Annotated in this window: 21 protein-coding genes and 2 pseudogenes; 13 read left to right on the top strand and 10 right to left on the bottom strand. The window is 69.7% G+C overall.

The window, feature by feature from the left end:
• Positions 1–11: 11 nt before the first annotated feature.
• Positions 12–851, top strand: a pseudogene (locus AB0H32_RS00870) (IS5 family transposase).
• On the opposite strand, the gene AB0H32_RS00865 reads toward AB0H32_RS00870, so the two are convergent.
• On the bottom strand, positions 848–1,993 hold the full coding sequence (locus AB0H32_RS00865) for an NAD(P)/FAD-dependent oxidoreductase (RefSeq protein WP_361112007.1): 1,146 nt from the start codon (positions 1,991–1,993) through the stop codon (positions 848–850). The pseudogene AB0H32_RS00870 and the gene AB0H32_RS00865 sit on opposite strands and share 4 nt — an antisense overlap.
• Positions 1,994–2,228: 235 nt before the next feature.
• On the opposite strand from AB0H32_RS00865, the gene AB0H32_RS00860 reads away from it, so the two are divergent.
• A complete protein-coding gene (locus AB0H32_RS00860) occupies positions 2,229–2,822 on the top strand; it encodes a TetR/AcrR family transcriptional regulator (RefSeq protein WP_361112004.1) in 594 nt (197 codons plus the stop codon).
• Positions 2,823–3,188: 366 nt separating this feature from the next.
• On the opposite strand, the gene AB0H32_RS00855 is transcribed toward AB0H32_RS00860, so the two are convergent.
• Entirely contained in the window at positions 3,189–3,677 is a 489-nt protein-coding gene (locus AB0H32_RS00855) for a hypothetical protein (RefSeq protein ID WP_361112000.1), read from the bottom strand.
• A gap of 510 nt (positions 3,678–4,187) precedes the next feature.
• On the opposite strand from AB0H32_RS00855, the gene AB0H32_RS00850 reads away from it, so the two are divergent.
• On the top strand, positions 4,188–4,796 hold the full coding sequence (locus AB0H32_RS00850) for an AAA family ATPase (RefSeq protein ID WP_361111998.1): 609 nt from the start codon (positions 4,188–4,190) through the stop codon (positions 4,794–4,796).
• Between the two features lie 663 nt (positions 4,797–5,459).
• On the opposite strand, the gene AB0H32_RS00845 is transcribed toward AB0H32_RS00850, so the two are convergent.
• The 4 genes from AB0H32_RS00845 to dhaM all read right to left on the bottom strand — a co-directional run bounded on the left by AB0H32_RS00845 (position 5,460) and on the right by dhaM (position 7,663).
• The gene (locus AB0H32_RS00845; protein WP_361111995.1) at positions 5,460–5,963 is read right to left on the bottom strand and encodes a histidine phosphatase family protein; all 504 of its coding nucleotides are present in this window, start codon (positions 5,961–5,963) and stop codon (positions 5,460–5,462) included.
• A 462-nt stretch (positions 5,964–6,425) separates the two neighbouring features.
• Positions 6,426–6,860, bottom strand: coding sequence for an ATP-binding protein (locus AB0H32_RS00840; RefSeq protein WP_361111992.1), 435 nt, complete (start codon positions 6,858–6,860; stop codon positions 6,426–6,428).
• A 97-nt stretch (positions 6,861–6,957) separates the two neighbouring features.
• Positions 6,958–7,287, bottom strand: coding sequence for an HPr family phosphocarrier protein (locus AB0H32_RS00835; protein WP_361111989.1), 330 nt, complete (start codon positions 7,285–7,287; stop codon positions 6,958–6,960).
• Positions 7,271–7,663 (bottom strand): dihydroxyacetone kinase phosphoryl donor subunit DhaM, encoded by a 393-nt coding sequence (gene dhaM, locus AB0H32_RS00830; protein ID WP_361111986.1) that lies wholly within the window; start codon positions 7,661–7,663, stop codon positions 7,271–7,273. Before dhaM ends, AB0H32_RS00835 begins: the two co-directional genes overlap by 17 nt.
• Before the next feature lie 61 nt (positions 7,664–7,724).
• Here dhaM and AB0H32_RS00825 point away from each other — a divergent pair, with 61 nt between their 5' ends.
• The 8 genes from AB0H32_RS00825 (at position 7,725) to AB0H32_RS00790 (ending at position 17,287) form a co-directional block, all read left to right on the top strand.
• On the top strand, positions 7,725–8,504 hold the full coding sequence (locus tag AB0H32_RS00825) for an IclR family transcriptional regulator (protein WP_361111982.1): 780 nt from the start codon (positions 7,725–7,727) through the stop codon (positions 8,502–8,504).
• Positions 8,505–8,840: 336 nt separating this feature from the next.
• Positions 8,841–9,611 carry an aquaporin gene (locus tag AB0H32_RS00820; RefSeq protein ID WP_361111979.1) on the top strand — a complete coding sequence of 257 codons (771 nt, stop codon included), beginning with the start codon at positions 8,841–8,843 and terminating at the stop codon, positions 9,609–9,611.
• A complete protein-coding gene (gene dhaK / locus AB0H32_RS00815) occupies positions 9,608–10,606 on the top strand; it encodes a dihydroxyacetone kinase subunit DhaK (protein ID WP_361111976.1) in 999 nt (332 codons plus the stop codon). The genes AB0H32_RS00820 and dhaK (AB0H32_RS00815) overlap by 4 nt, the downstream gene beginning before the upstream one ends.
• Before the next feature lie 136 nt (positions 10,607–10,742).
• The gene (gene dhaL / locus AB0H32_RS00810; RefSeq protein WP_361111973.1) at positions 10,743–11,384 is read left to right on the top strand and encodes a dihydroxyacetone kinase subunit DhaL; all 642 of its coding nucleotides are present in this window, start codon (positions 10,743–10,745) and stop codon (positions 11,382–11,384) included.
• Positions 11,381–13,066 (top strand): putative PEP-binding protein, encoded by a 1,686-nt coding sequence (locus tag AB0H32_RS00805; RefSeq protein WP_361111970.1) that lies wholly within the window; start codon positions 11,381–11,383, stop codon positions 13,064–13,066. The genes dhaL (AB0H32_RS00810) and AB0H32_RS00805 overlap by 4 nt, the downstream gene beginning before the upstream one ends.
• Before the next feature lie 17 nt (positions 13,067–13,083).
• Positions 13,084–14,076, top strand: coding sequence for a dihydroxyacetone kinase subunit DhaK (dhaK, locus tag AB0H32_RS00800; RefSeq protein WP_361111966.1), 993 nt, complete (start codon positions 13,084–13,086; stop codon positions 14,074–14,076).
• Between the two features lie 57 nt (positions 14,077–14,133).
• Complete coding sequence (gene dhaL / locus AB0H32_RS00795) at positions 14,134–14,787, top strand: dihydroxyacetone kinase subunit DhaL (protein ID WP_361111963.1); 654 nt, start codon at positions 14,134–14,136, stop codon at positions 14,785–14,787.
• A gap of 466 nt (positions 14,788–15,253) precedes the next feature.
• Positions 15,254–17,287 (top strand): nitrate- and nitrite sensing domain-containing protein, encoded by a 2,034-nt coding sequence (locus AB0H32_RS00790; RefSeq protein ID WP_361111960.1) that lies wholly within the window; start codon positions 15,254–15,256, stop codon positions 17,285–17,287.
• A gap of 221 nt (positions 17,288–17,508) precedes the next feature.
• On the opposite strand, the gene AB0H32_RS00785 is transcribed toward AB0H32_RS00790, so the two are convergent.
• Both AB0H32_RS00785 and AB0H32_RS00780 read right to left on the bottom strand, forming a co-directional pair.
• The gene (locus AB0H32_RS00785) at positions 17,509–17,778 is read right to left on the bottom strand and encodes a glutaredoxin domain-containing protein (RefSeq protein WP_361111957.1); all 270 of its coding nucleotides are present in this window, start codon (positions 17,776–17,778) and stop codon (positions 17,509–17,511) included.
• A 130-nt stretch (positions 17,779–17,908) separates the two neighbouring features.
• Positions 17,909–18,496: a winged helix-turn-helix domain-containing protein gene (locus AB0H32_RS00780; RefSeq protein WP_361111953.1), complete on the bottom strand. Its 588-nt coding sequence runs from the start codon at positions 18,494–18,496 to the stop codon at positions 17,909–17,911.
• 121 nt (positions 18,497–18,617) lie between these two features.
• On the opposite strand from AB0H32_RS00780, the pseudogene AB0H32_RS00775 reads away from it, so the two are divergent.
• Both AB0H32_RS00775 and AB0H32_RS00770 read left to right on the top strand, forming a co-directional pair.
• Positions 18,618–18,884, top strand: a pseudogene (locus tag AB0H32_RS00775) (DUF2218 domain-containing protein); the annotation flags it as partial.
• A 33-nt stretch (positions 18,885–18,917) separates the two neighbouring features.
• Entirely contained in the window at positions 18,918–19,565 is a 648-nt protein-coding gene (locus AB0H32_RS00770) for a class I SAM-dependent methyltransferase (protein ID WP_361112242.1), read from the top strand.
• A gap of 142 nt (positions 19,566–19,707) precedes the next feature.
• On the opposite strand, the gene AB0H32_RS00765 is transcribed toward AB0H32_RS00770, so the two are convergent.
• Together AB0H32_RS00765 and AB0H32_RS00760 are read right to left on the bottom strand one after the other, a co-directional pair.
• Positions 19,708–20,874 (bottom strand): MFS transporter, encoded by a 1,167-nt coding sequence (locus AB0H32_RS00765; RefSeq protein ID WP_361112239.1) that lies wholly within the window; start codon positions 20,872–20,874, stop codon positions 19,708–19,710.
• A 244-nt stretch (positions 20,875–21,118) separates the two neighbouring features.
• On the bottom strand, positions 21,119–21,805 hold the full coding sequence (locus AB0H32_RS00760) for an SDR family oxidoreductase (RefSeq protein WP_361111949.1): 687 nt from the start codon (positions 21,803–21,805) through the stop codon (positions 21,119–21,121).
• Positions 21,806–21,817: the final 12 nt, after the last annotated feature.

Genomic DNA, 21,817 nt, shown 5'->3' with positions numbered 1-21,817 from the left:
CCGGACAGGGGGTGGGTCCGGCCGAGACGCGTGGTGGGAGCAAGCCATGGGTGGTCGAGGACGCTCTGTGGGAGCGGATCGAGCCGCTGCTGCCGGTTATCGAGCGGCGTTTCCGGTATCCGGGGCGTCGGCGGATCGATGACCGTCGGGTGCTGTGCGGGATCCTGTTCGTGCTGTAGACGGGCATCCCGTGGCGGCACCTGCCGCAGGAGCTCGGCTTCGGATCGGGGATGACCTGCTGGCGGCGGCTGCGGGACTGGAACGAGGCCGGGGTGTGGCAGCGCCTGCACGAGCTGCTGCTCGGCGAGCTGCGGGCGGCCGGGATGCTGGACTTCTCCAGGGCCGCCATCGACTCTTCGCACGTGCGCGCGATGAAGTGCGGGCCGGCTACCGGGCGCTCCCCGGTGGACCGGGGCAAGGCCGGCAGCAAACACCACGTGTTTGTCGAGGCGCACGGCCTCCCTCTGGCGGTGACCCTGACCGGTGGGAACCGCAACGACGTGACCCAGCTGATCCTGCTGATCCAGGCCGTTCCGCCGATCCGCGGCAGGAGCGGTCGGCCACTGCGCCGCCCCCGCCGGGTCCACGCCGACCGTGGCTATGACCACGACGTCTAGCGCGACAAGGTCCGCCGACTCGAGATCACCCCGGTCATCGCCCGACGTGGCGCCGAACACGGCTCCGGCCTCGGAGTCCACCGCTGGGTCGTGGAGGGCGCCATCGCGCTGCTGCACTGGTTCCGGCGCCTGCGCATCCGCCGGGAGATCCGCGACGACATCCACCAAGCCTTCATCACCCTCGGCTGCGCCATCATCTGCTGGCGACGGCTGAAGACGTCAGTCAGTCCTTAATGCTGGGCGTCGTTGTTGCTGCCGAGGTCGGGTACGTCGGCGGACAGCAGGTGTTCGGCGCCGCCTTCGAGGGCTTTGGCCGTCTCGGTGGAGCGGGGGAGCATGGTCTTCTCGTAGGTGCGGATGGCGTCGGCGACGGTGGCGGCGTTCGCGAGAGCGAGGGCTATTTCGCTGGCGTCGAGCATGGCCAGGTTGACGCCGACGCCGAGCGGGGGCATGAGGTGGGCGGCATCTCCGAGCAGGGTCACCGTCGGGTTGTGCTCCCAGGTATGCGGGACCGGGAGGGCGAAGATCGGGCGCTCGACGTAGGGGCCGTCATTTTCGGTGATCATCCGGCGCATGCGGGGCGACCAGTGGGCGTACTCGCCCAGGAGCAGGGCGCGGATGCCGTCGGTGTCCTCGACCGTCAGGCCGCTCGTGCTGATCCAGTCGACCGGGACGCGTTGGATGATGTAGACGCGGATGTGGTTTCCGCTATTGCGCTGGGCGAACAGGCCGCGCTCGCCGTCGGCTGCGTGGGCGCTGCCCTGGCCGACCAGCTCGGCCATGTCCGAGTGCCGGTTCTCGACGTCTGAGAACCATGCTTCCAGGAAGCTCACCCCGGTGTACTCGGGGACGGCTCGGGACACGGCCGAGCGTACCCGGGAGGAGGCGCCGTCGGCGCCGATGACCAGATCGGTCTGGATGGTCGTGCCGTCGGTGAAGTGCAATTGCCGTGGCCCGTCGTCGGGTCCACTGATCGTGTCGAGGGTGCGGCCCCAGTGCACGGTTCCCGGTTGCAGGGAGTCGAGCAACAGGTTACGCAGCTGGCCACGGTCGATTTCCGGCTTGAAGAGTTCGTCGGCCGCCGGGACTTGATGGGACGTGATCGTGCCGGCCGGGTCCATCTGGCGCATTTCCTGCCCTTCGGGGCGGGCGAGCTTGAAGAACTCGTCGAGCAGACCGGCTTCGCGCAGGGCGAGCTGGCCGTTGTCGGCGTGCAGGTCGAGGGTGCCGCCCTGGTTGCGCGCGTCGGGGCCCCGGTCGCGGTCGTGGACGGTGACCGCTATGCCGCGCTGCTGAAGGATGCGGGCGCAGGTCAGTCCGCCGGGGCCGGCACCGATGATGCTGATGTGTGCCCGGGCGGGTTCTGGGGAGTTCACGGTTGTCCCTTTCGGTCGGCGAAGAGAGGCGAGCAGGCCGGGCGTTGTCGGCCTCGGCGCCGGGTGTGCCACGCGGAGGGGCTTCTCAGATGAACAGGTCGGCGCGGTGCAGACGATGACCAGGCCGACGAGGATGTGCCGCTCGGGTACTCGCAATGCCCATAAAATCAGAGCGAGTAGAAAAGTGCAACGACTCTACTTAGTGACTGATTCGACTATCGGGTACGCTCTAGCCATGACCGTGCCCCCTGCCAGCCGCCGCGACCGCAAGAAGGCGGCCACCCGGCAGGCGATCGCCGACGCCGCACTGCAACTCTTCTTGGAGCGCGGCTACGATCAGGTGAGCATCCGTGACATCGCCGACGCCGCCGATGTGTCGACCGCTACGGTGTTCAAGCACTTCAGCGGCAAGGAAGCGCTGGTATTCGACCAGGACGAAGACCGAGAGTCACAATTGATCGCCGCGGTGCGGCAGCGGCCCTCCGGTCAGAGCATCCTCGATGCCCTTCGACAGCACGTCCTGGACACCTGGCCGTCGATCGATGCACATCCTCAGGCGGCCGAGTTCACCAACTTGGTGAACTCCACGCCGGTGCTGCGCGCCTACGCCGAACGCATGTGGACCCGGTATACCGACAGCCTCAGCGCAGTCATCGCCGACGAGTTCGACGTGGACCACGACAACCTCGCATGTGTGGCTCTTGCCCGATTCGTCCTCGAGATCCCGGTGCTCGCTCGCGGCCGGCAGGACCGCCGGGCCGCCGTCGAGGCAATCTTCGACATCCTCACCCACGGCTGGGAGCCGCCAAGCAAGCCGCCCGCGCAGTAGCGCCTGGGCCGTTTCCTGGGCCCGTCCTCGACCAGCCTCGGCTTGCCCCACTACGCGTTTCGGTCGCACTCACCTCCTGCCTGGCAACGAGAACTGACATCCCGTCATTCCCAAACGGCAAGCACCTCATTCTGATCCCAGCCCTTGGGAGCGAGGTGAGGCGGGTGCGGCTCCGACCTGTGGAACGTCCACATGGGCGGACCGAGGGTCAGCCGCCCGCCGGCCACTGCCGTTCCCCCTGACTCCCCGCAGGATCTGGCAGGGGTGTGGCACCGGGAATTTCTGATCCGCAGCTCTATGCGGATCGGTCGGCGGCGGACATATCGGCCGGGTCACGCCCGTACACGGACGCTGCGAATCGCCGGATCAGTACTGAGGCAGCGTTGCCGTGGCCTTCTTTCCGGCCTGGACCTGTGCGATCCGCTCCGCGAACATCGTTGCACCCTGTGTCAGCATCGGCTCGCTCTCACCACCTTCTACGCAGGTGGTGGCGACCACCGTACCTACGCGCATGGTGATGTACTCGCCCGTCAACCCTCCGCCTTCCTTGGTGTAGGCCCGGCTCTCGTTCCCGAAGGTGGGCTTCGACAGAGGAGGATTGTCACCGACCTCGGCCTTCAGCCCGTCCTTGGCGTCCTGCCTGCTGGTGTATGTCGTGATCTCGAAATTGACGTAGTGCGTGTCGCCGGACAAAGCGAACTTGTCGTGGCCGTACCACGTGCCTTTGCACTCCTGCGCACTGGGACAGTTGAGATGCCCGTCGGCGGTGCCGACGTCACCGCTCACGCCCTGAAGGCCACCCATCGCTCCAAGGTCCGGAAGTGCGTTCTTGACCTGGGCCTTCTGGCTCAGCACCGTGCTGGAGTCCGGTACGGCGGACGGCTGCTCCGGCGCTGGGCTGTTGCTCGCACCGGTACGCCGGCCACCTCGCCCGGAGTCGTCGGCATCCCCGCCACTGCACGCTGTGAGAGTGGCGCACAGCACACCGGCCACAACGGCCGCCGACAGCGTGAGGCGTCGCGTCGCCTGGTTCGTCCCTGTCACGGTCCGTCTCCCCCTGTAGAGATCAACTCATCGGGAGGATCATAGAGTTAGTGCGGATCTAGATCGCTAGCACTCGTGACGCGCATCGCACCGCATCGCGCGGCCGGTGAGGTCTCGATGACCGAGTCGAGGCACTCCCGCTCGCCTATCCCTACGATGCGAACTACAGGCGGTGCGGTCGCTGAGGGCTGCTCGGCTGACCATTCGTGTGCCTGTCGTCGGTGAAGGCCGGCTGCGGCCAGGGTGGTTGCTGTACTTCGCTGTTGTACCGAAGCTCCGTCGGAACCCCGACAAGCAAGGCAGTGTCCGCTCGTAGACAGCATGGTCAAGATCCGGCAGGATCGGCGGATGTTGAGGTGGCAACGGCCGGTAGTGGTCGCCGTATGCGGGTCCCCGGGGGCTGGAAAGACCACCGTTGCCTGCGCAACGGCGCGCCGCCTTGGTGTGCTGTTCCTGACCCGGGACGAGATCAAGGTTGGTCTCGGGCTTTCCTCCGCTTCCATCGCCAAGGACGGCGGTGTCCAGCTCAACCCGGACTTCCACATCGCCGGCGGTCCTTTGAGCCTCCGCGCTGAGGCCGTGATGGTCGACGCGGCCCGGCTGCTCGCCTCCTCAGGGGTGAGCTTCGTCGTGGAGTCCTCCGTGTTGTCGCGCAAGCTGCTGGACGCGCTACTCGCATGTGAGGCCCGAGTGCTCGCTGTTCACGTCGTCGCTCGCGAATCGGTCATCGGCGAGCGCCTCCGCACCCGGGCGGCCGAAGGCGGGGCAGTCGACCGGCAGCTCTCATCTCAGTTCCGGCGAGGCGAGATGAAGCGGTCGATTTTCGATCCGCCGGGTGGTGTCGATGCCGTCGTTGAAGTCGATACCTCAGCTGATGGTGATCCGGACACCGACTCCATCGAGGCGGCAGTCGTCGCCCTGATCCGGTGACCGAGGGCGCTCGAAGGTACCCAGTTCGGAAGATCGTGCATGCGGATCCGGTCTGAACTGGCAATTCGCTGACCTGCGGTTTCTCGGGCCGCTCTCCGGTGTCCCCCGCTACTCCCCGCCGCTCGCCGCCCGATCGGGCACGTGGGAGACGCGGTGCATGCTCACCGCTCGCTGCTGCGTGACCTACGGCTCACCCCACTCGGGGACGCACATCATGCTGTGAGCCGGCACCACGGGTTCGCCCGGCAATGGATCGATTCCGCGGACCCGTACGGCCACGATGTCGGCGGGGATGGGAGATCGGGTCGGGAGCCTCGTCACACGCCACCTGAAGGCCTCTGGGACGTCTTTGGCGGGCAGTTCCACCATGGCGAGGCTGACCCATCGGTCGTAGTTGGCGTGTACCCCATGCTCGCGCGATCGGTGGAGCGCTTCAAGGGCGAGCTAGGGTGCTCGACCGACCTACCCTCTCGATGCGAACCATGGGCGTGGTGGTCGCTGAGGCCTGCCGGGCGCGTCAGAAGGTCACTCAGGGCCGGTGGTGGTCGGGGCTGGTTGCGGTGGTTGCCTTATGCCGCTGCTGTACAGCAACCACCGTCGCTCGCCTGCACATGGCCATGGCCGACCGCAGCGGGGGGAAAAGCTCAGTTACGCGTGCGGGGATCAGTGGGCAACCAGCCGGCCGACGCCGTGTTCAATGGCACGCCATGGGCCATTGAAGGTAAGGACTGCCAGGGAGGACGTCGGGAAGCCGCTTCGGTTCATGCGGGCCAAGAGGTCACCCTCGGCCTCGCCCGCGAGGGCGTCGGCCAGCGCGTGGACACCAGGGTCGTGCCCTACAAGTAGCAGGTCGTCCAGATCGTCGGACGCCTCGTTGAGAATTGCGATGAGCTCGCCAAGTGAAGCCTCGTAGAGGCGTTCGTCGTATTCCGTCTTGGGCTTCTGCGGCAGCTCACCAGCCACGAGCTTCCAGGTTTCGCGACATCGCGACGCCGTCGAGCACAGAGCCGGGTTCGGAGTGACGCCAGCTCCTGCGAGCCACCGTCCAGCGACGGGGGCATCCTTGCGGCCGCGTTCCGCGAGAGGGCGCTCGTGATCGCCTTCGTCAGACCCATCAGCCTTGCCATTTCGCAGAAGAACCAGTCGACGGGGGGCATCAACGCTCATGGCTTCGGCTCTTTGCAGCAGGTCGGCCTGCGGCGGAGGGCCATGTGGTCGGCTTCAGCCACATGGGCCACAGAGTTCATCGACGGCCCCGGGACGGCCCGGCTGCTGGGCAGTGCAGCCCGCAGCCTTGTGGTCCGTAGCTCTATGTGGATCGGTCGGTGAAGGCCATACCGGTCGCGCTATGGCTCCATGAAGACGTTGCCGGGCGCGGGCGGTTGCTGTGGTTGCTGTACTTCCCTAGGTCCGACGGGATCGGGACCCGACGGCACAACCAGGAACATCGGCGCGGCCACACCGCGCCGAGGCAGCCACCTGGTCTGCACCGGCTTACCGATCACGCCCACAGTGGGTGGCGTATCTACGGCTGGCTCGGGGTGGCGCAAGGCCGTAATAGTGCACTGCTGGGGCTCATGCCGGCCGTAGCGTCCCGCAGAGACGTCACGGCTGCTGGACTGCGGGTGGTCAAGCCCGCATGGGGAGATCGGCCCATCGGGTGGTTCTCTCGGGGTGGCGGGATATTCCGTGTCGTGCGGAGATGGCCGCGACGATGTCGGTCCCGCGACCGTTTTCCCTGTGTTCGGCGGGGTGGGGGCCGTCCTGCGATGGGCATCGTTGAAGCGCCGGTCCCGCGTCGGTGACCTCGATGCGGAGGGTGCGGGTGCTGCTGGCACCGGGCAGGGACAACCGCAGTACTGCTGGTGGCAGTGCGTGGACGATCGCGTTGGTGGTCAGCTCCGAGATCACCAGGAGGGCATCGTCGACTGTCGGGATGGGCACGCGCCATTGGGCGAGGACGGTGCGTGCCCGTCGGCGTACGGCGCAGACGGCCTCGGGGAGGTGCGCCAGCGCGCAGAGATGCGCGACCCGCGGCGGCGGGTCCACAGGGGCGTCAGACATGCGAATGGCAGGGGCGCTCACCCTCGGCCACCTCCACTGGTCTTTGCCTTCCACGTCGGAAGCGGCGGCGGATTCCGTACCGCTTGCGGCGGTCGGCCTACTCGGCGGTGGCCAGGATCTCGGTCAACGTCGAGACGGCCTGTTCGGCGTCGTGGCCTTCGGCGCGTACGGTCACGGTGCTTCCGGCAGTCGCGCCCAGGCCCATGACGGCGAGGACACCGGTCGGATTGACCGTCCGGTCGGCGTACTCCAACTGTATGGCGCTGGTGAATCCGGCTGCGGCCCGGGCGAGTCGGCCGGCAGGGCGGGCGTGGAGATTGGCGGGCAGGACGACGGCGGTCTCGTGCTTGGATGCGGTCGTCGTGGCGGTCGTGGCGGTCGTGGTGGTCGTCGCGCTCGTGGTCGTGGTGTCAGAGCTTGTGGACATTGCGGGCCTCCTTGGCGGCGTCGGCGACGGTCTTCAGGTCGGCGCCGGACGCGGCGGTGACGACGGCTGCGACGGCTCCTTCGACGAAGGGTGCGTCGACGATCAGCACGTCGGTGCGGGGATGGTCTTCCAGGACGGTGCGGGCGGTCAGGACGGAGCTGCCGAGGTCGGGCAGGACGACGACGCCCTCGCCGCGGTCGACGCTGCGGATGGCGTCGAGGACGAGGTCGTAGCTGGTGCCGATCCGGCCGTCGCCGGTGCCTCCCGCGGCGGCGAGGGGAACCGTGTCGGAGCCGATCTGCTGCACCAGCAGGCGAAGGCCCGCGGCGAGCTCGGCGCTGTGGGACACGAGTACGATGCCGACAGATGCGCTCATGAACAGTTACAGTAAATCTCGGAACGCTGTTCATCAATAGTGAACCAGGGAGAAATTTTCGATGGTGCAGGCGGTACAGCGGGCGGTGCAGATCCTGCGGGAGCTCGCGTCCACCGGGCCCCGGCTCGGAGTGACCGAGCTGGCCGACCGCCTGGGCGTGGCCAAGCCGACCGTGCATGCGCTGCTGCGCACGCTGGAGGCCGAGGGGCTGGTGGTGCAGGACCGGGACAGCTCGAAGTACCAGCTCGGCCCGGACCTGGTGCAGCTGGGCAACGCCTACCTGGACACCCAGGAGCTGCGCACGCGCTCGCTGACCTGGGCCGACCAGCTCGCGAACCGGACGAACGAGGCGGTCTGGGTGGCCGTGCTCACCGGTGACCACGTCATGGTGGTGCACCACGCCTTCCGGCCCGAGGGGGCTGTGCAGATCCTCGAGGTGGGCGCCAGCATCCCGTGGAGCACGTGTGCCCTGGGCAAGGCCATCGTGGCCTTCCTCCCGGCCGGCGAACGTGAGCGGATGCTCGCGGGCGAGCCGGCGGTGCTCACCGGCGCCAGCATCACCGACCCGGAGGAGCTGGCCGGGCAGCTGAAGGAGGCCCTCAGGACGGGCTATGCGATCGAGGAGCAGGAATCCGCCATCGGCGACGCGGGCATCGCCTCTCCCGTCTTCGACCGCTCCGGCGACGTGGTCGGCGCTCTCGGCATCGTCGGCCCCGTCGAGCGCGTGCTGGCCGAATCGGCACGTCAGGAGCTTGCGGTCGCCGTCCGGGAGACTGCCCGCAACCTGTCCCGCGACCTGGGTGCCCCCCGTGGAGCAGCCGCACGCACCACGATGACCTGACCCCGCCCCGCGGCCGGGTGGCAGCCGTCCTCCTTTCTGCACCCCGTCCCTGCTCCAGGCCCCTCGGCACGCCGCCGTGGGGCCTTCTTCGTATCGGCGGAACCCGGGCGTCTGCGGAACCTCTTGACAGGCCGGAAACGCAGGCTTAATTTTCGGAACAACGTTCATCCATGATGAACGCATTGCCAGCCGGATGCTCAAATCCGCCCGGCTTCCCCTGAGCGGCCGCCAGGTTGCCCCGACCCTGATCAACCTGGCGGCCACCTCCCTTCACAGCCCGCTCCCCGCGGAGGAGGTGAGACGCCCAAGCCGCCGCTCCGGCGCTGGGCGCCTTTCATGGAAGAAAACACCTACCCACAGAAGCTTCTGGCCGAGGTGCTGGGCACCGCGATGCTGGTGTTCATCGGCGTCGGTTCGGTCCCCGCAACGCTCATCGTCAACGGCAAGGCCCCGTTCACCTTCGCCGACCTGGGCATGATCTCGCTGGCGTTCGCCACGGTGGTCATTGCGATGATCTACGCGATCGGCCACATCTCCGGCTGCCAGATCAACCCGGCCATCACCCTCGCACTTGCCGCGACACGGAAGATGCCCTGGCGGGACGTCCCCGGTTACATGGCCGCCCAGGTCGCCGGCGCGGTCCTAGGAGCCCTCGCGATCATCGGGGTGCTCGGCCACCAGGCCGTGACCGTCGGTCTGGGCATCGCCTCGTACGGCCCCCAGGTCAGTGCCGGCCAAGCCTTCTTCGCCGAAGCCGTCGGCACCGCCATCCTCGCCTTCGTCGTCTTCGGCGCCATCGACCGCCGCTCGGCCGGCGGCTTCGCCGGACTCGCCATCGGCCTGGCGGTGTTCGCCGTCATCATGGTGGTCGGACCCGCCACCAGCTCCGCGATCAACCCGGCTCGCGTCGTCGGCCCCATGCTGGTCGGCCAGGTGTTCAACGGCACGGTCCACTGGAACCAGCTGCCGGTCTACCTGATCGGCGACGTCGTGGGCGCGGTTGCCGCCGGTTTCCTGTACGTCGCCCTGAACGCCCGCCGCGCCACCGCCGCCACCACCGATGCGACGGCCGAGCCGGTCGCCGCCGCTGAAGGAGCCCTGTCATGAAGAAGTTCATCAACGCCCCTGAAGCGGTGCTGGCCGAGGCGCTGTCCGGGATCGCCGCCGCCCACCCCGAACTGAAGGTGGACACGGAGAACAAGGTGATCTCCCGCACCGCGGGCACCAAGCCGGGCAAGGTCGCCCTCGTCTCCGGCGGCGGATCCGGGCACGAACCCCTGCACGGCGGCTTCGTGGGACCGGGCATGCTGGATGCCGCCTGTCCCGGTGAGGTGTTCACCTCACCCGTCCCCGGTCAGATGCTGGCCGCGGCCCAGGCCGTCGACGGCGGCGCGGGCGTGCTGTTCATCGTGAAGAACTACACCGGCGACGTCCTCAACTTCCAGATGGCCGCCGAACTGGCCACCGAGGAGGGCAGCACGGTGGAGACCGTCCTGGTCGACGACGACGTCGCGGTCCAGGACTCCACCTGGACCGCAGGGCGCCGCGGCACCGGAGCCACCGTCTTCGTCGAGAAGATCGCCGGCGCGCTCGCCGAGCAGGGCGCCGACCTCGCCGCAGTGGCGGAGATGGCCAAGAGGGTGAACGCCGCCTCCCGGTCGTTCGCGGTGGCACTGACCGCCTGTACCACCCCCGCCTCCGGCAAGCCCGGTTTCGACCTGCCCGAGGACGAGATGGAGGTCGGCGTCGGCATCCACGGCGAACCCGGCCGCCGACGTGAGAAGCTCCGCCCCGCCAAGGACATCGTGGCGACCGCGCTGGACGCGATCCTCGCCGACCAGCCACTGACGGCAGGCGACGAGACCATCGTCATGGTCAACGGGTTGGGCGGCACCCCGCTCATCGAGCTGTACGTGGTCTTCAACGATGTTGCCGCCGCACTCGCGGACAAGGGCGTGGTCGTCGCCCGCAGCCTCGTCGGCAACTACGTGACCAGCCTGGACATGGCGGGCGTTTCTCTCACCGTGTGCAAGGCCGATGCCGACATGCTGTCCCTGTGGGACGCGCCCGTGAACACCCCGGCGCTGCGCTGGGGCATCTGAACCGAGCCGGGGGCGGGGCCACGCGCGACGCGAGGGCCGGGCCGGAGCCTTCCCGCTGCCAGCCAGCCCGGACCGCACCCCCGCGTCTTCCCCCCGCCCCCGGCTCACCCAACCGCCGACCAGCCCCGTACCGACCATGAACGGAGACTCCGTGGACACCGACCTCGCACGCACGTGGGTGCAGGCCATCGCAGCCGCCGTGGACAAGCACAAGGACCACCTCACCCAGCTCGACTCCGCCATCGGCGACGCCGACCACGGCACCAACATGCACCGCGGCTTCTCCGCCGCCGTCACGGCCCTGGCCGACTACGAGCCGGACACCGTCGGGGCCGTACTGGTCAAGACCGGCACCACCCTCATCTCCACCGTCGGCGGCGCCTCCGGACCGCTCTACGGCGGTGCCTTCCGTGCCATGGGCAAGGCTCTGGAGGCCCCCGCCGCCGACACAGAGCAGTTCGCCGCCGCGCTGGCTGCCGGCCTCGCGAGCATCGAGAAGCTCGGCGCGGCCGCACCCGGCGACAAGACCATGATCGACGCCTACGCCCCCGCACTGGCCGCCTTCCAGCAGCAGGCCGACGCAGGAGCCGACTTGGCCGCCGCGGCCGTGGCCGCCGCCGACGCCGCCGAGGAGGGCATGCGCGCCACCACGCCGATGCAGGCCCGCAAGGGCCGTGCCTCCTACCTCGGCGCCCGTAGCATCGGCCATCAGGACCCGGGCGCCACCTCCACCGCCCTGGTCTTTCGCGCCCTCGCCGAGACGCTGGGGGCCCGATGACCGACCGTCGCACCTACGCCGGGCACGCCGCCGCACCCGGCATAGCCCTCGGCGTCGTCCACCGGACCGACCGGCCACTCACCAGAACGGCGCTGCCCCACCGCGCCGGCGGCGACCCCACGCAGCAGATCAACGACGCCTTCGACGCCGTCGCCGCCCGCCTGCTCGACCTGTCCACCTCGCTGCGCGAACAGGGCAAGGACGAACAGGCCGACATCATGGAGGTCAACAGCTACATCGCCCAGGACCAGGATCTGCGCGACCGGGCCGTCAAGAGAGCGAACGACGGCCAGCCGGTACCCGTTGCCGTCCGCCAGGCCATCGACACCTACGCCGGAACCATCGCCGCCCTGGACGATCCCACCCTCGCCGAACGCGCCGCGGACGTCCGGCAGGTCGGACGCCGCGTCCTGGCCCACCTCCACGGCGAGACCGGTCCCACCCCTGACCAGCCGCTCGTCCTGGTCGCTCACGAGATCGGGGCCGCCGACCTGCTGGAACCGGGCCTGACGGTGACCGCAGCCATCTCCGTCACGGGCGGCCCGAATTCGCACGCCGCGATCGTCGCCCGCTCGCTGGGCATCCCGCTCCTCCTGGGCGTCGATCCCCGGCTGCTCGAACTGCCGGACGGGCACGAGATCCTGCTCGACGCCGACCAGGCCAGCACGGTCGCCCACCCCGACGACGCGGAACGCATCACGGCCCTGCGAGCCATGGAGACCGCCCGAGCGCGCAGGCTCGCCCTCGCCGAAGAGCGTCACCTGCCCGCCGAGACACTCGACCAGCACCGCATCGTCCTCCGGGCCAACGTGGCCACCCCGGCCGAGGCCCGCGCGGCCGTGACCACGGGTGCCCAAGGTGTCGGCCTGCTCCGCACGGAGCTGCCCTTCCTCAACCATCCCGCCTGGCCCACCCGCGCTCAGCACGCGGCCACCCTCGTCCCCGTCCTGCGCGCTCTCACCGGGCAGGTCGTCACGGCCCGCACGCTCGACTTCGCCGACGACAAACTGCCGCCGTTCCTCGCCCGCCTCCAGGGCGCGCGGATCGGCCGCGGTCTCCCCCTGATGCTCGCCCAACCCGACGCCTTCGCCGACCAGTTCCGCAGCCTGCTCAGCGCCGGAGCCGACACCGACCTGCGCATCATGATCCCCATGGTCGCGAGCGTCGACGAACTGCGCGCCTGCCGGCACCTCCTTGAGGCCGCGGCCACCGAGGCCGGAGTACCGGTGCCACCCCTGGGCATCATGGTGGAACTCCCCGAAGCGGTCGCCGTAGCCGACGACCTCGCCCGCGAAGCCTCCTTCTTCTCCATCGGCAGCAATGACCTCACCTGCCAGATCCTGGGCCTGGACCGGCGCGACCCCACCGCTACACCCGCGATGGCGGCACACCCCGCCGTACTCGACGCCATCTCACGGATCGTCACCGCGGCCCACCGTCATGATCGTCAGGTCTCCGTCTGTGGTGACGCCGCCGCGCACCCGCTCGTGACACCCCTCCTCATCGGCCTCGGCTGCGACAGCCTCTCGGTCGGCCCAGCCGCCCTGGACGAGGTCCGGGCCCGCATCCGCCGGCTCCGCCACGACACCTGCGCCTCCCTGGCCGCCGTCGCCCTCACTCGCGAAACCCCCGAAGAGGTCTGGCAACTCGTCGAGCAGTGCCACCGGCCGTCGCTGCCCTGAGAAGAAGGGGCTGAACCGTGAAGAAACTCGTCAACTCGCCCGATGAGGTGCTAGCCGATGCCCTCGTCGGTGTGGCCGCCGCACACCCGTCGCTGACGGTCAACACGCCCGACCGCTACATCACCCGCGCCGGCGGGCCGACCCCTGGGAAGGTCGGCCTGGTGTCCGGCGGCGGATCCGGGCACGAGCCGCTGCACGGCGGCTTCGTCGGATACGGGATGCTCGATGCGGCCTGTCCCGGTGAGGTGTTCACCTCTCCCGTGCCGGACCAGATCCTCGCCGCCACGCGCGCCGTTGACAGCGGTGCGGGAGTGCTGCACATCGTGAAGAACTACACCGGCGACGTACTGAACTTCCAGATGGCCGCCGAGCTGGCCGCCGACGACGGCGTGCCGGTGGAAGGCGTCGTGGTCAACGACGACGTCGCTGTGGAGAACAGCACGTGGACGGCGGGCCGACGGGGCACCGGGGCGACCGTGTTCGTGGAGAAGATCGTCGGTGCGGCCGCCGAACTCGGCGCGGACCTGGGCACGACCGCGGCTTTGGCCCGGGAGGTCAACGACCGGTCCCGATCCTTCGGGGTGGCGCTCACGCCGTGCACGGTGCCCGCGTCGGGCAAACCCGGTTTCGAGCTGGGCGAAGACGAGGTCGAGCTGGGTGTCGGCATCCACGGCGAGCCCGGTCGCGCCCGCGGCAGGCTGACCTCCGCCAGGGAGATCGCCGGTGTCGCACTGGACGCCATCCACGCCGACATGCCGCTCTCGGGCGACGTGCTCGTGATGGTCAACGGCCTGGGCGGCACCCCGCTGATCGAGCTGTACGTGGTGTATGCCGCGGTCGCCGAGTGGCTCGCCGACCACGGCGTGTGGATCACCCGCAACCTGGTCGGCAACTACATCACCAGCCTCGACATGGCCGGTTGCACGATCACCGTGTGCCGGCTTACGCCCCGGCTCACCCATCTGTGGGATGCCCCGGTCGTGACCCCCGCGCTGCGCTGGGGACGCTGAGCGGCCGGGGCCATCGACGCCGGACCGTACGGGATCGTACGAGGGAGAGGGACGACGATGGACGCGAGCATGTTCCGGGCCTGGATCCATGAGGCCGCCCGATCGGTAGCCGAGAACGCCGATCATCTGACCCGTCTCGACTCCGCTGTCGGCGACGCCGACCACGGCATCAACATGCGCCGTGGCCTGCAGGCGGCGGTGGCGATGCTGGACGAAACCGACCCGTCCACTCCTGGTGCGGTGCTCGCCACCGTCGGCCGGGCGTTGATCAGCAAGACCGGCGGGGCCTCAGGACCGCTGTACGGAACCGGGTTCCGGCAGGCCGCACGGGTCCTGGGCCAGGATCCGGACGTCTCCGCCGCACAACTCGGTGCGGCGTTGGCGGCCGCTCTCACCGGCATCCAGCGGATCGGCGCGGCGCTGGAGGGAGACAAGACGATGATTGACGCTCTCGGCCCGGCCGTGACCGCCTACCAGGCCGTCATCGACACCGGCGGCGACCTGGCGGGCGCCACCCGCGCGGCGTCCGACGCCGCCGTGCGGGGCTTGAAGCACACTGTTGGTATGCAGGCGCGGAAGGGACGCGCCAGCTATCTTGGCGCCCGCACCATCGGCCACGAGGACCCCGGCGCTGCGTCGACCGTCCTCATTCTGTCCGCCCTCGCGACCGTCAGTTCGGCGGGCGAGCGGCGTGCGGACGGTCATCGGTAACCCCCTGCACGTTTGGTTGGCCCATGGCGGCGAGGGCGGCCTCGCCGCCAGCACAGTCACGGCCGACCCCTGACGTCGATGCCAGGCCCCACCCCGCCGGGCGCAGACGACGGGCGGCCGAGCCCTGGCACTGAGCGGATCGCCACAGCGACCGCCGCCGAAGAAGTCGTCGAGGTCTCGAACAACTCCGAGACCGCCGCGTGGTCCGCGTCCGCAGGCACCCGCCAGAGGACGCCCGAGGCCATGGCCTCATTCATCGACGTCACGTTCATCACGACACGACACGACACGACACGACACGACACGACACGACAAGCGCACTCGCGCGATGAGCGGAGTGTCCGCGACGCGTGGACGCGCCTCCGAGTCGCGCACGTGCAAGGGCGGGGAGAAAGTGCGAGGGCAAGTGCAAGGGCAAGTGCAAGGGGGCAGCAACCAGAGGCGGTTCGCCCCGGGTAACTGGAGCGTGCGCAGCCAGCTGCTGGCCGTGGTGGTCATTCCGATCGTCACCGCGCTCGTACTGGGCGGTCTGCGGGTCGGATCCGCCGTGCAGAACGCACAGGACATCGACGACGCCGGTCAGCTCGTCCGTGTCGTCGCCCAGGACATGGCGCTGTTGCAGGAGATCGAGGACGAACGCGATCTCACCGCCCTCTACGTTGCCGCAGGGCATACAGGTGGCACCAGCCGACTCGACACGCAGCGCTCCAAGGTGGACGCGGCGCTGGCCCGGGTACGTGCCGAGACCGCTCGTGTCCGCCGCAAGACGAACTCTGCCCTGGCCGCCCAGCTCGCGTTGCTCGACGCCTTCGGCCGGAAGGTGGCGTCACTGCGCCACCTGGTGCCCCAGTCGACGATGCACTGGCCGACCGTGGTCAACGCATACACGGCCTTGATCACCGAGTTCACCGACGACCTCGACCTGCTCGCGCCGGACATCGCCGGCCAGGCTCTTGTCACGAGGGCCGGCACACTCGAGAACTTCGCTCGGGCCACGGAGAAAGCGTCTCGGCAACGCGCACTGCTCGGCGGCGCACTGGCCGAGGGGCACTTCGATTCGGACGAGGCCCAGAACGTGGCCCTCGCCAGTCGCCAGCAACAGGCATTGATCGACCAGTTCCTGTCCAGTGTGCCGGCCGTCCAGCGTGCGTTCTACGAGCGTACTGTCACGGGGAGGGACGTCCACAAGGCCGACACTTTCCAGAAGCAGGCGCTCGCCCTGCAGGGAACCAGCAGCCCCGGCCTCGACGCCGACGCGTGGTTCGACACCATGACGAGCAAGCTGGACCTGATGCGACGGGTCGAGCAGCGGCTCGTCGGATCGGTCGAGGACGAGAGCTCGCGCGAGCAGCGCCAGGCCGAGCGCTCACTGTTCACAGCCTCGCTCGTCGAGCTGTTGATCGTCCTGCTCGTGCTCGGTGTGACGCACGTCCTGGTGCAGTCGATCGTCGCCCCGCTGCGCACCCTGCGTGCCTCCACCCTCGATATTGCGCAACGCCGCCTGCCCGAGAAGGTCCGGTTGCTGCGGGAGTCCAGCGGCGCGCAACTGAAGTCCGTGGAGGTCGAGCCCACGGCCGTCGACTCGACCGACGAGATCGGCGGTGTCGCCCGCGCGTTCGACGACGTCCATCGCGACTCCGTACGGCTGGCGTTCGAGCAAGCGCAACTGCGCGGCCGCATCAATACGATGTTCGTCAACCTTTCGCAGCGCAACCAGGGCCTCGTGGAACGGCAGCTGGAGCTGATCGACCACCTGGAGAACGGCGAACAGGACCCCGACCTGCTCGCCGGCCTCTTCAAGGTCGACCACTTGGCCACCCGCATGCGCCGCAACGGTGAGAACCTCCTGGTCCTCGCGGGCGAGAAGGCGGGCCGCCGCTGGAGCGCCCCGGTCCGGCTCGTGGATGTCCTCCGGGCCGCCATCAGCGAGATCGAGCAGTACCAGCGGGTGCAACTGCGCGGGCTGGTCACCGCGGATGTCGACGGCCGGGCGGTGAACGACGTCGTTCATCTCATCGCGGAGCTGCTGGAGAACGCGACCGCGTTCTCCTCGCCGGACACCGAAGTGGGCGTCACGTGCCAGCTGCTGCCCGGCGGCGGCGCGAAGGCCGAGATCCAGGACAGCGGCATCGGCATGTCCACCGAGGACCTTGCGGAGGCCAACGAGAGGCTCCTGAACCCGCCGGTCGTCGATGTCGCGGTGGCACGACGCATGGGCATGTTCGTCGTCGGCCGGCTCTCCGGCCGCCACGACATCCGCGTCCAGCTCCGTGGGGCATCGCCCCACGGCGTCACAGCAGTGGTCATGCTGCCTCAGAAACTTGTCCGGGAACACGAAGATCACATGGATCCTCCCGGACTGTCAGCCAGGTACAACGCGGACGGACGCCTCACCGGCTGGCGCAACTACGACACGAGCGAGCAACTCGCCGAGAGTGAGCCGGCCAGACGTGCACACCGGACACGCCGTCATGGCGCCCGCTCGGTCACCAAGGAGTAAGCGGTGTCGGCTGTGGGACACGGGCGGCTGCCGCCGTCAGGACCGGAGCGTCGGCGCAGGGGCGGTGGCTCATTCGCCTCATGGCACCACCCTGTCCGCTCACGCATACGGCCCCGGACGAGGAGTCCGAGGCCGAACGGAGCGCCTTCTTGAGGGAGAAACCCCAGGTCAGCGGCGTAATGTGTTGTGTCCCCGGAGGATTCGAACCTGCGACACCCGCTTCAGGAGAGCAGGTGCGGTGCATAGGCCGTGACCGCTTCCGTCAGTTCCCTCATGGACGGGTTCACCATGGCTCGGCCGGCCACGGTCACGGTCGGCACCGTCTCGTTCCCGTCCGCGACGGAGCGGACGAACGCCGCTGCCTCGGGGTCACTCCAGATGTTGACCTCGGTGTACCGCAGTCGCGTGAAGCGCAGGCGCAGACGGAGTTTCATGCAGAACGGGCACATGGGCCCCCAGTAGACGACCACGCCGACTTGGTCCTGGTTCACCGAACTCCCCCTCGGTCATGCGGTGATGTGCAGAGCCTAGTACCGCATCGGGCAACGTTCGCCCTGTTTGCGGCGGTGGGGAGGTGTTCAGGGGGGTACGGGGCCGGCCGCCGCCGGCCCCGGCGGGCCATCAGTGCTCGTCGTCCGGCGGCAGGATGGGCACGTCCGCGCGGAAGAGGCTGACCAGCAGCCCGTACGGCTCGCCGCTCGCGGGATTCGCCGGTTGCGGCTCGGCGGCCATCGCGCGCAGCCGGGCCTCCAGTGCGTGCGCCTCGGCGTCGGTGAGCCACAGGTGGCGCAGCGCGGTGTGGGACGCCTGGCCGGGTTCGCCCGGCAGCATCTCGTCGAGTGCGGCGTTGATCAGGAACTCCGGGCCGACCGCCGCGTCCTCGTGCAGCCTGAAGCTCTGGCTGGCCAGCGCGAAGTACTGCTCGGTGCCGCCGCGCACCCGGCGGCTCTCGGCCAGCCGGACCAGTCCGGCCTCGCGCAGTACGCGCACGTGGTAGCCGATGGTGCCCTTGCTCATCCCCAGCGCGTCGGCGAGCTGGCGCAGTGTCGCGGGGCGCTGGCGCAACACGTTGACCATGCGGTGCCGCGCCGGGTGCCCGAGGGACTTGAACTGCTCGGGCGAGCGCAGCACGAGGTGGTCCTGCTTGTCGCGGGGTTGCTGGTCCCGTTCGGCGCTGCTCCCGAGCGAGGGCGGCTGTTCTTCTGCCATGGACGGAAGTGTCTAGGAATCTAAATGCTTTTGACAACTCCACTGCGCCGACCCCAGAATCCCCGCATCGAGAAAGTGGCGAGGATTCTCGTCACTTAACCCGGAGATCCCAAGGAGCCAGATGCCCCTCGCCACGGCCCGTGTCGCCACCGCCCGCCCCGCTCGCTATCTCAAGCAGCTCGTCTCGCACATGGGCCACAAGGCCACCACCGCCCTCACCCCCGACGGCCGCGGCACGATCACGGTTGCCGCCGGAACGTGCAGCCTCACACCCGCCCCGGACCGGCTGGAGCTGACCGCCGCCGCGGTCGACGCCGAGTCGCTGGCCCGGGTCCAGGATGTGATCACCCGTCACCTGGTGCGCTTCGCCACCCAGGAGCAGCTCATCGTCGAATGGACCGCCCCGATCGACGGCGGCGAGCTGGAGCCCACCGCTCCCGTCGTCGGCGAGTACCTGCTCACCCACCACACACCGGCCGACGACATCCTCGGGGAGCTGGCCGCCGCCACCCGCGAGACCGCCGCCGATGCCGCACACATGCAGGTCTCCTCCGACGAGGGGGCGCTGCTCACCCTGCTGACCCGGCTGACCGGCGCCCGCTTCGCGGTCGAGGTCGGCGTCTTCACCGGCTACTCGACCCTGTGCATCGCCCGCGGTCTGGCGGACGGCGGCCGGCTGCTCGCCTGCGACGTCAGCGAGGAGTGGGCCGCGATCGGCCGGCCGTACTGGGAACGTGCGGGCGTCGCCGACCGGATCGACCTGCGCATCGCCCCTGCGCTGGAGACGCTGCGCGCGCTCGACGCCGAGCCGGTCGTCGACATCGCGTTCATCGACGCCGACAAGGCCAACTACCCCGCGTACTACGAGGAGATCGTGCGCCGGCTGCGTCCCGGCGGTCTGGTGGTGCTTGACAACGTCTTCCTCGGCGGCCGCGTCCTCGACCCCGCCTACCAGGAGGAGCACCACCTGGCGATGCGCCGGCTGAACGACCTGATCACCGCCGACGAGCGGGTGGACTCGGTGATGCTGCCGGTGCGCGACGGGGTGACCATCGCCCGGCGCCGCTGACGCGCTGCCCCACCCGACCACGGGATTCCGCCGCGCGAGCCGGGGAAGGCGCACGGTCCGGCTCCGGTCGGCGCACCGAGCGCTGCGCTCTCGTGTCGGCTCAGGCGCCGGAGGCGAAGCCGGTCTGTCCTCCGGCACAACGTCAGGAGCTCATCACCCGCCGTGTCGTCAGGCCGATGAGCGCGGCGACGGCAGCCAGTGCGGCGACGCTCGTGAGCGCGGTGGGCAGGGAGAACCAGTCGGCCATGAAGCCGATCGCGGGCGGCCCGAGCAGCATGCCGCCGTAGCCGAAGGTGGAGGCGACGGCGACACCGGACGGACCGGCCAGCGCGCCGGCCCGTTCCACGGCGACGGGGAAGAGGTTGGCCAGCCCGAGTCCGGTGACCGCGAACCCGATCAGCGCCGCCCACACGGAGGGTGCGAGCGACCCGACCAGCATGCCGGCCGCCGCGGTGGTGCCGCCCGCGATCACGGTGCGAGCGCGCCCGAGGCGCTCCAGCAGCGCCGTCCCGCTCAGCCGGCCGACGGTCATCGCGAGCGCGAAACACGCGTACCCGGCGGCCGCCGTGCCCGAGGACGCCGCCAGGTTCTGCTGGAGATGCAGGGCACCCCAGTCGGCCATGGCCCCCTCGCCGTAGGCGGTGCACAGGGCGACCAGGCCGAAGACGACGACCAGACCGCGGGTACGGCCGTCCGCTCGCCGTGCGCTGCCCTCCTGCTCCGGATGCCGGCGGTCCTGTGTCGCCGGCGCCTCGTGCCGCAGAAGGGCCCGTCCGGCGACGGCGGTCACCACAAGCCCGACCAGCGTGATGCCGAGCAGGTGGCGCGTGGGGGAGAGGACACCGGCCACCAGGCCGCCGAGGCCCGCGCCGGCCATCCCGCCCAGGCTGAAGGCCGCGTGGAAACTGGGCATGACCGGCCTGCGCAGGGCGGCCACCAGGTCGACGGCGGCGCTGTTGAACGCCACGTTGAGCCCGCCGTATGCGGCGCCGAAGAGGAGGAGTACGGCGCCGAGGGCGGCGGCGGAGTGGGTGAGCGGGGGCAGGAGCACGCTGAGGGAGAGGAGGGCCGCGCAGACCACGGTGACCGGGTGGCTGCCGTAGCGGCTGCAGAGGCGTCCGGTGAGGGTCATGGTGATGACGGCTCCGGCGGAGACCCCGAGCAGCGCGAGGCCGAGCGCGCTCGCGGAGGCGTGGGTCTGCTGCTTGATGTCGGGGATGCGCACGACCCAGCCCGCGAAGACGAATCCGTCCAGGGCGAAGAAGACGGTGATCGCGAGCCTGAGCCGGGTCAGTCCGGCGCCCGGCACGACGGTGTGCGATCGGGTTTTGTTTATTTGCGGCACAAAGTGAGGCTAGGTGGGCCGCCGGATCGGGGCAAGAGAGCCCGGCCGGTTCCCCTCGGGAGCCATGCCCGGCCCGGTTCCCCTCGGTGGCGCGCCCGGTCGGCTCTCCTTCGGGGCGCGCCTGGCCGCTCTTCCTCCGGGGTGTGCCCGGCCGGTTCTCCTTCGGGGCAGCGGCCGGCCGGGCTTCGCCTGTGCGTGGACGGACCGGTCAGATGGCCTCGAGCCCCTTGCCCGTCACGGCCAGCACGGTCCTGTCGCGGTGTTCCTCGCCGGAGGCGATCGTGAGGACGGCGCGGGCGACCCCCCCGGGGCCGAGCGGGACCGGGTAGTGCTCCTTCAGATAGGCCTCGGCCGACTGGCCGGTCTGCGCGCCGTACGCCGCGGCCGCAGCCTCACCGATCGGGGTGCCGACCAGCAACTGGCGCGGCACCAGCGCGACGAACCGGATCCCGCGTGCGCGGGCATCCGCGGCGGACTGCAGATAGCCGGCCAGGAACATCTGCGTCCGCTTGGCGCCCGCGTAACCGCCCGACAGCGGCGAACCGCCGAGACCGGCTCCGCTCGACACGATCACCACGGTCGAGCCGGCGCGCAGGGGCCGTGCCAGGGCGGCGCGGCCGACCTCGAAGGCGATCTTGACGTCGACGTTCCACGGCGCCGAGAACGACTCCCAGGTCTGCTCCTCGACCGGCGCCATGCGAGGGCGCGTACCCGCGGCGACCACGACGAGGTCCGGATCTGCCTCGGCGAGAAGTGCGGCGACCTGCGCGGGATCCGTTGCGTCCCGCTCGTGGCCCGTGGCCAGGACGCGGATCCCGGCCGCGGTGAGGGCGTGGGCGGTGGCGCGGCCGACACCGCTGCCGGCGCCGATGACGAGGGCTCGGTGCAGGGTCATGGTGTTCCTCCA

The sequence above is a fragment of the Streptomyces sp. NPDC020362 genome (assembly GCF_040642095.1).
In the GTDB taxonomy this organism is placed as follows: Bacteria; Actinomycetota; Actinomycetes; order Streptomycetales; family Streptomycetaceae; genus Streptomyces.
Note: the sequence above shows the minus strand (reverse complement) of the source record. Positions and strands in the feature narration are given on the sequence as shown.

Excerpts from the sequence above, each read along its gene's own strand:
- dhaK (WP_361111976.1), top strand. The coding sequence starts at position 9,608 with ATGAAGAAGTTCATCAACGCCCCTGAAGCGGTGCTGGCCGAGGCGCTG.
- AB0H32_RS00860 (WP_361112004.1), top strand. The coding sequence starts at position 2,229 with ATGACCGTGCCCCCTGCCAGCCGCCGCGACCGCAAGAAGGCGGCCACC.
- dhaM (WP_361111986.1), bottom strand. The coding sequence starts at position 7,663 with ATGAGCGCATCTGTCGGCATCGTACTCGTGTCCCACAGCGCCGAGCTC.
- AB0H32_RS00760 (WP_361111949.1), bottom strand. The coding sequence starts at position 21,805 with ATGACCCTGCACCGAGCCCTCGTCATCGGCGCCGGCAGCGGTGTCGGC.
- AB0H32_RS00850 (WP_361111998.1), top strand. The coding sequence starts at position 4,188 with ATGGTCAAGATCCGGCAGGATCGGCGGATGTTGAGGTGGCAACGGCCG.
- AB0H32_RS00840 (WP_361111992.1), bottom strand. The coding sequence starts at position 6,860 with ATGTCTGACGCCCCTGTGGACCCGCCGCCGCGGGTCGCGCATCTCTGC.
- AB0H32_RS00825 (WP_361111982.1), top strand. The coding sequence starts at position 7,725 with ATGGTGCAGGCGGTACAGCGGGCGGTGCAGATCCTGCGGGAGCTCGCG.
- dhaL (WP_361111973.1), top strand. The coding sequence starts at position 10,743 with ATGAACGGAGACTCCGTGGACACCGACCTCGCACGCACGTGGGTGCAG.
- AB0H32_RS00835 (WP_361111989.1), bottom strand. The coding sequence starts at position 7,287 with ATGTCCACAAGCTCTGACACCACGACCACGAGCGCGACGACCACCACG.
- AB0H32_RS00845 (WP_361111995.1), bottom strand. The coding sequence starts at position 5,963 with ATGAGCGTTGATGCCCCCCGTCGACTGGTTCTTCTGCGAAATGGCAAG.
- AB0H32_RS00780 (WP_361111953.1), bottom strand. The coding sequence starts at position 18,496 with ATGGCAGAAGAACAGCCGCCCTCGCTCGGGAGCAGCGCCGAACGGGAC.
- AB0H32_RS00805 (WP_361111970.1), top strand. The coding sequence starts at position 11,381 with ATGACCGACCGTCGCACCTACGCCGGGCACGCCGCCGCACCCGGCATA.
- AB0H32_RS00820 (WP_361111979.1), top strand. The coding sequence starts at position 8,841 with ATGGAAGAAAACACCTACCCACAGAAGCTTCTGGCCGAGGTGCTGGGC.
- dhaL (WP_361111963.1), top strand. The coding sequence starts at position 14,134 with ATGGACGCGAGCATGTTCCGGGCCTGGATCCATGAGGCCGCCCGATCG.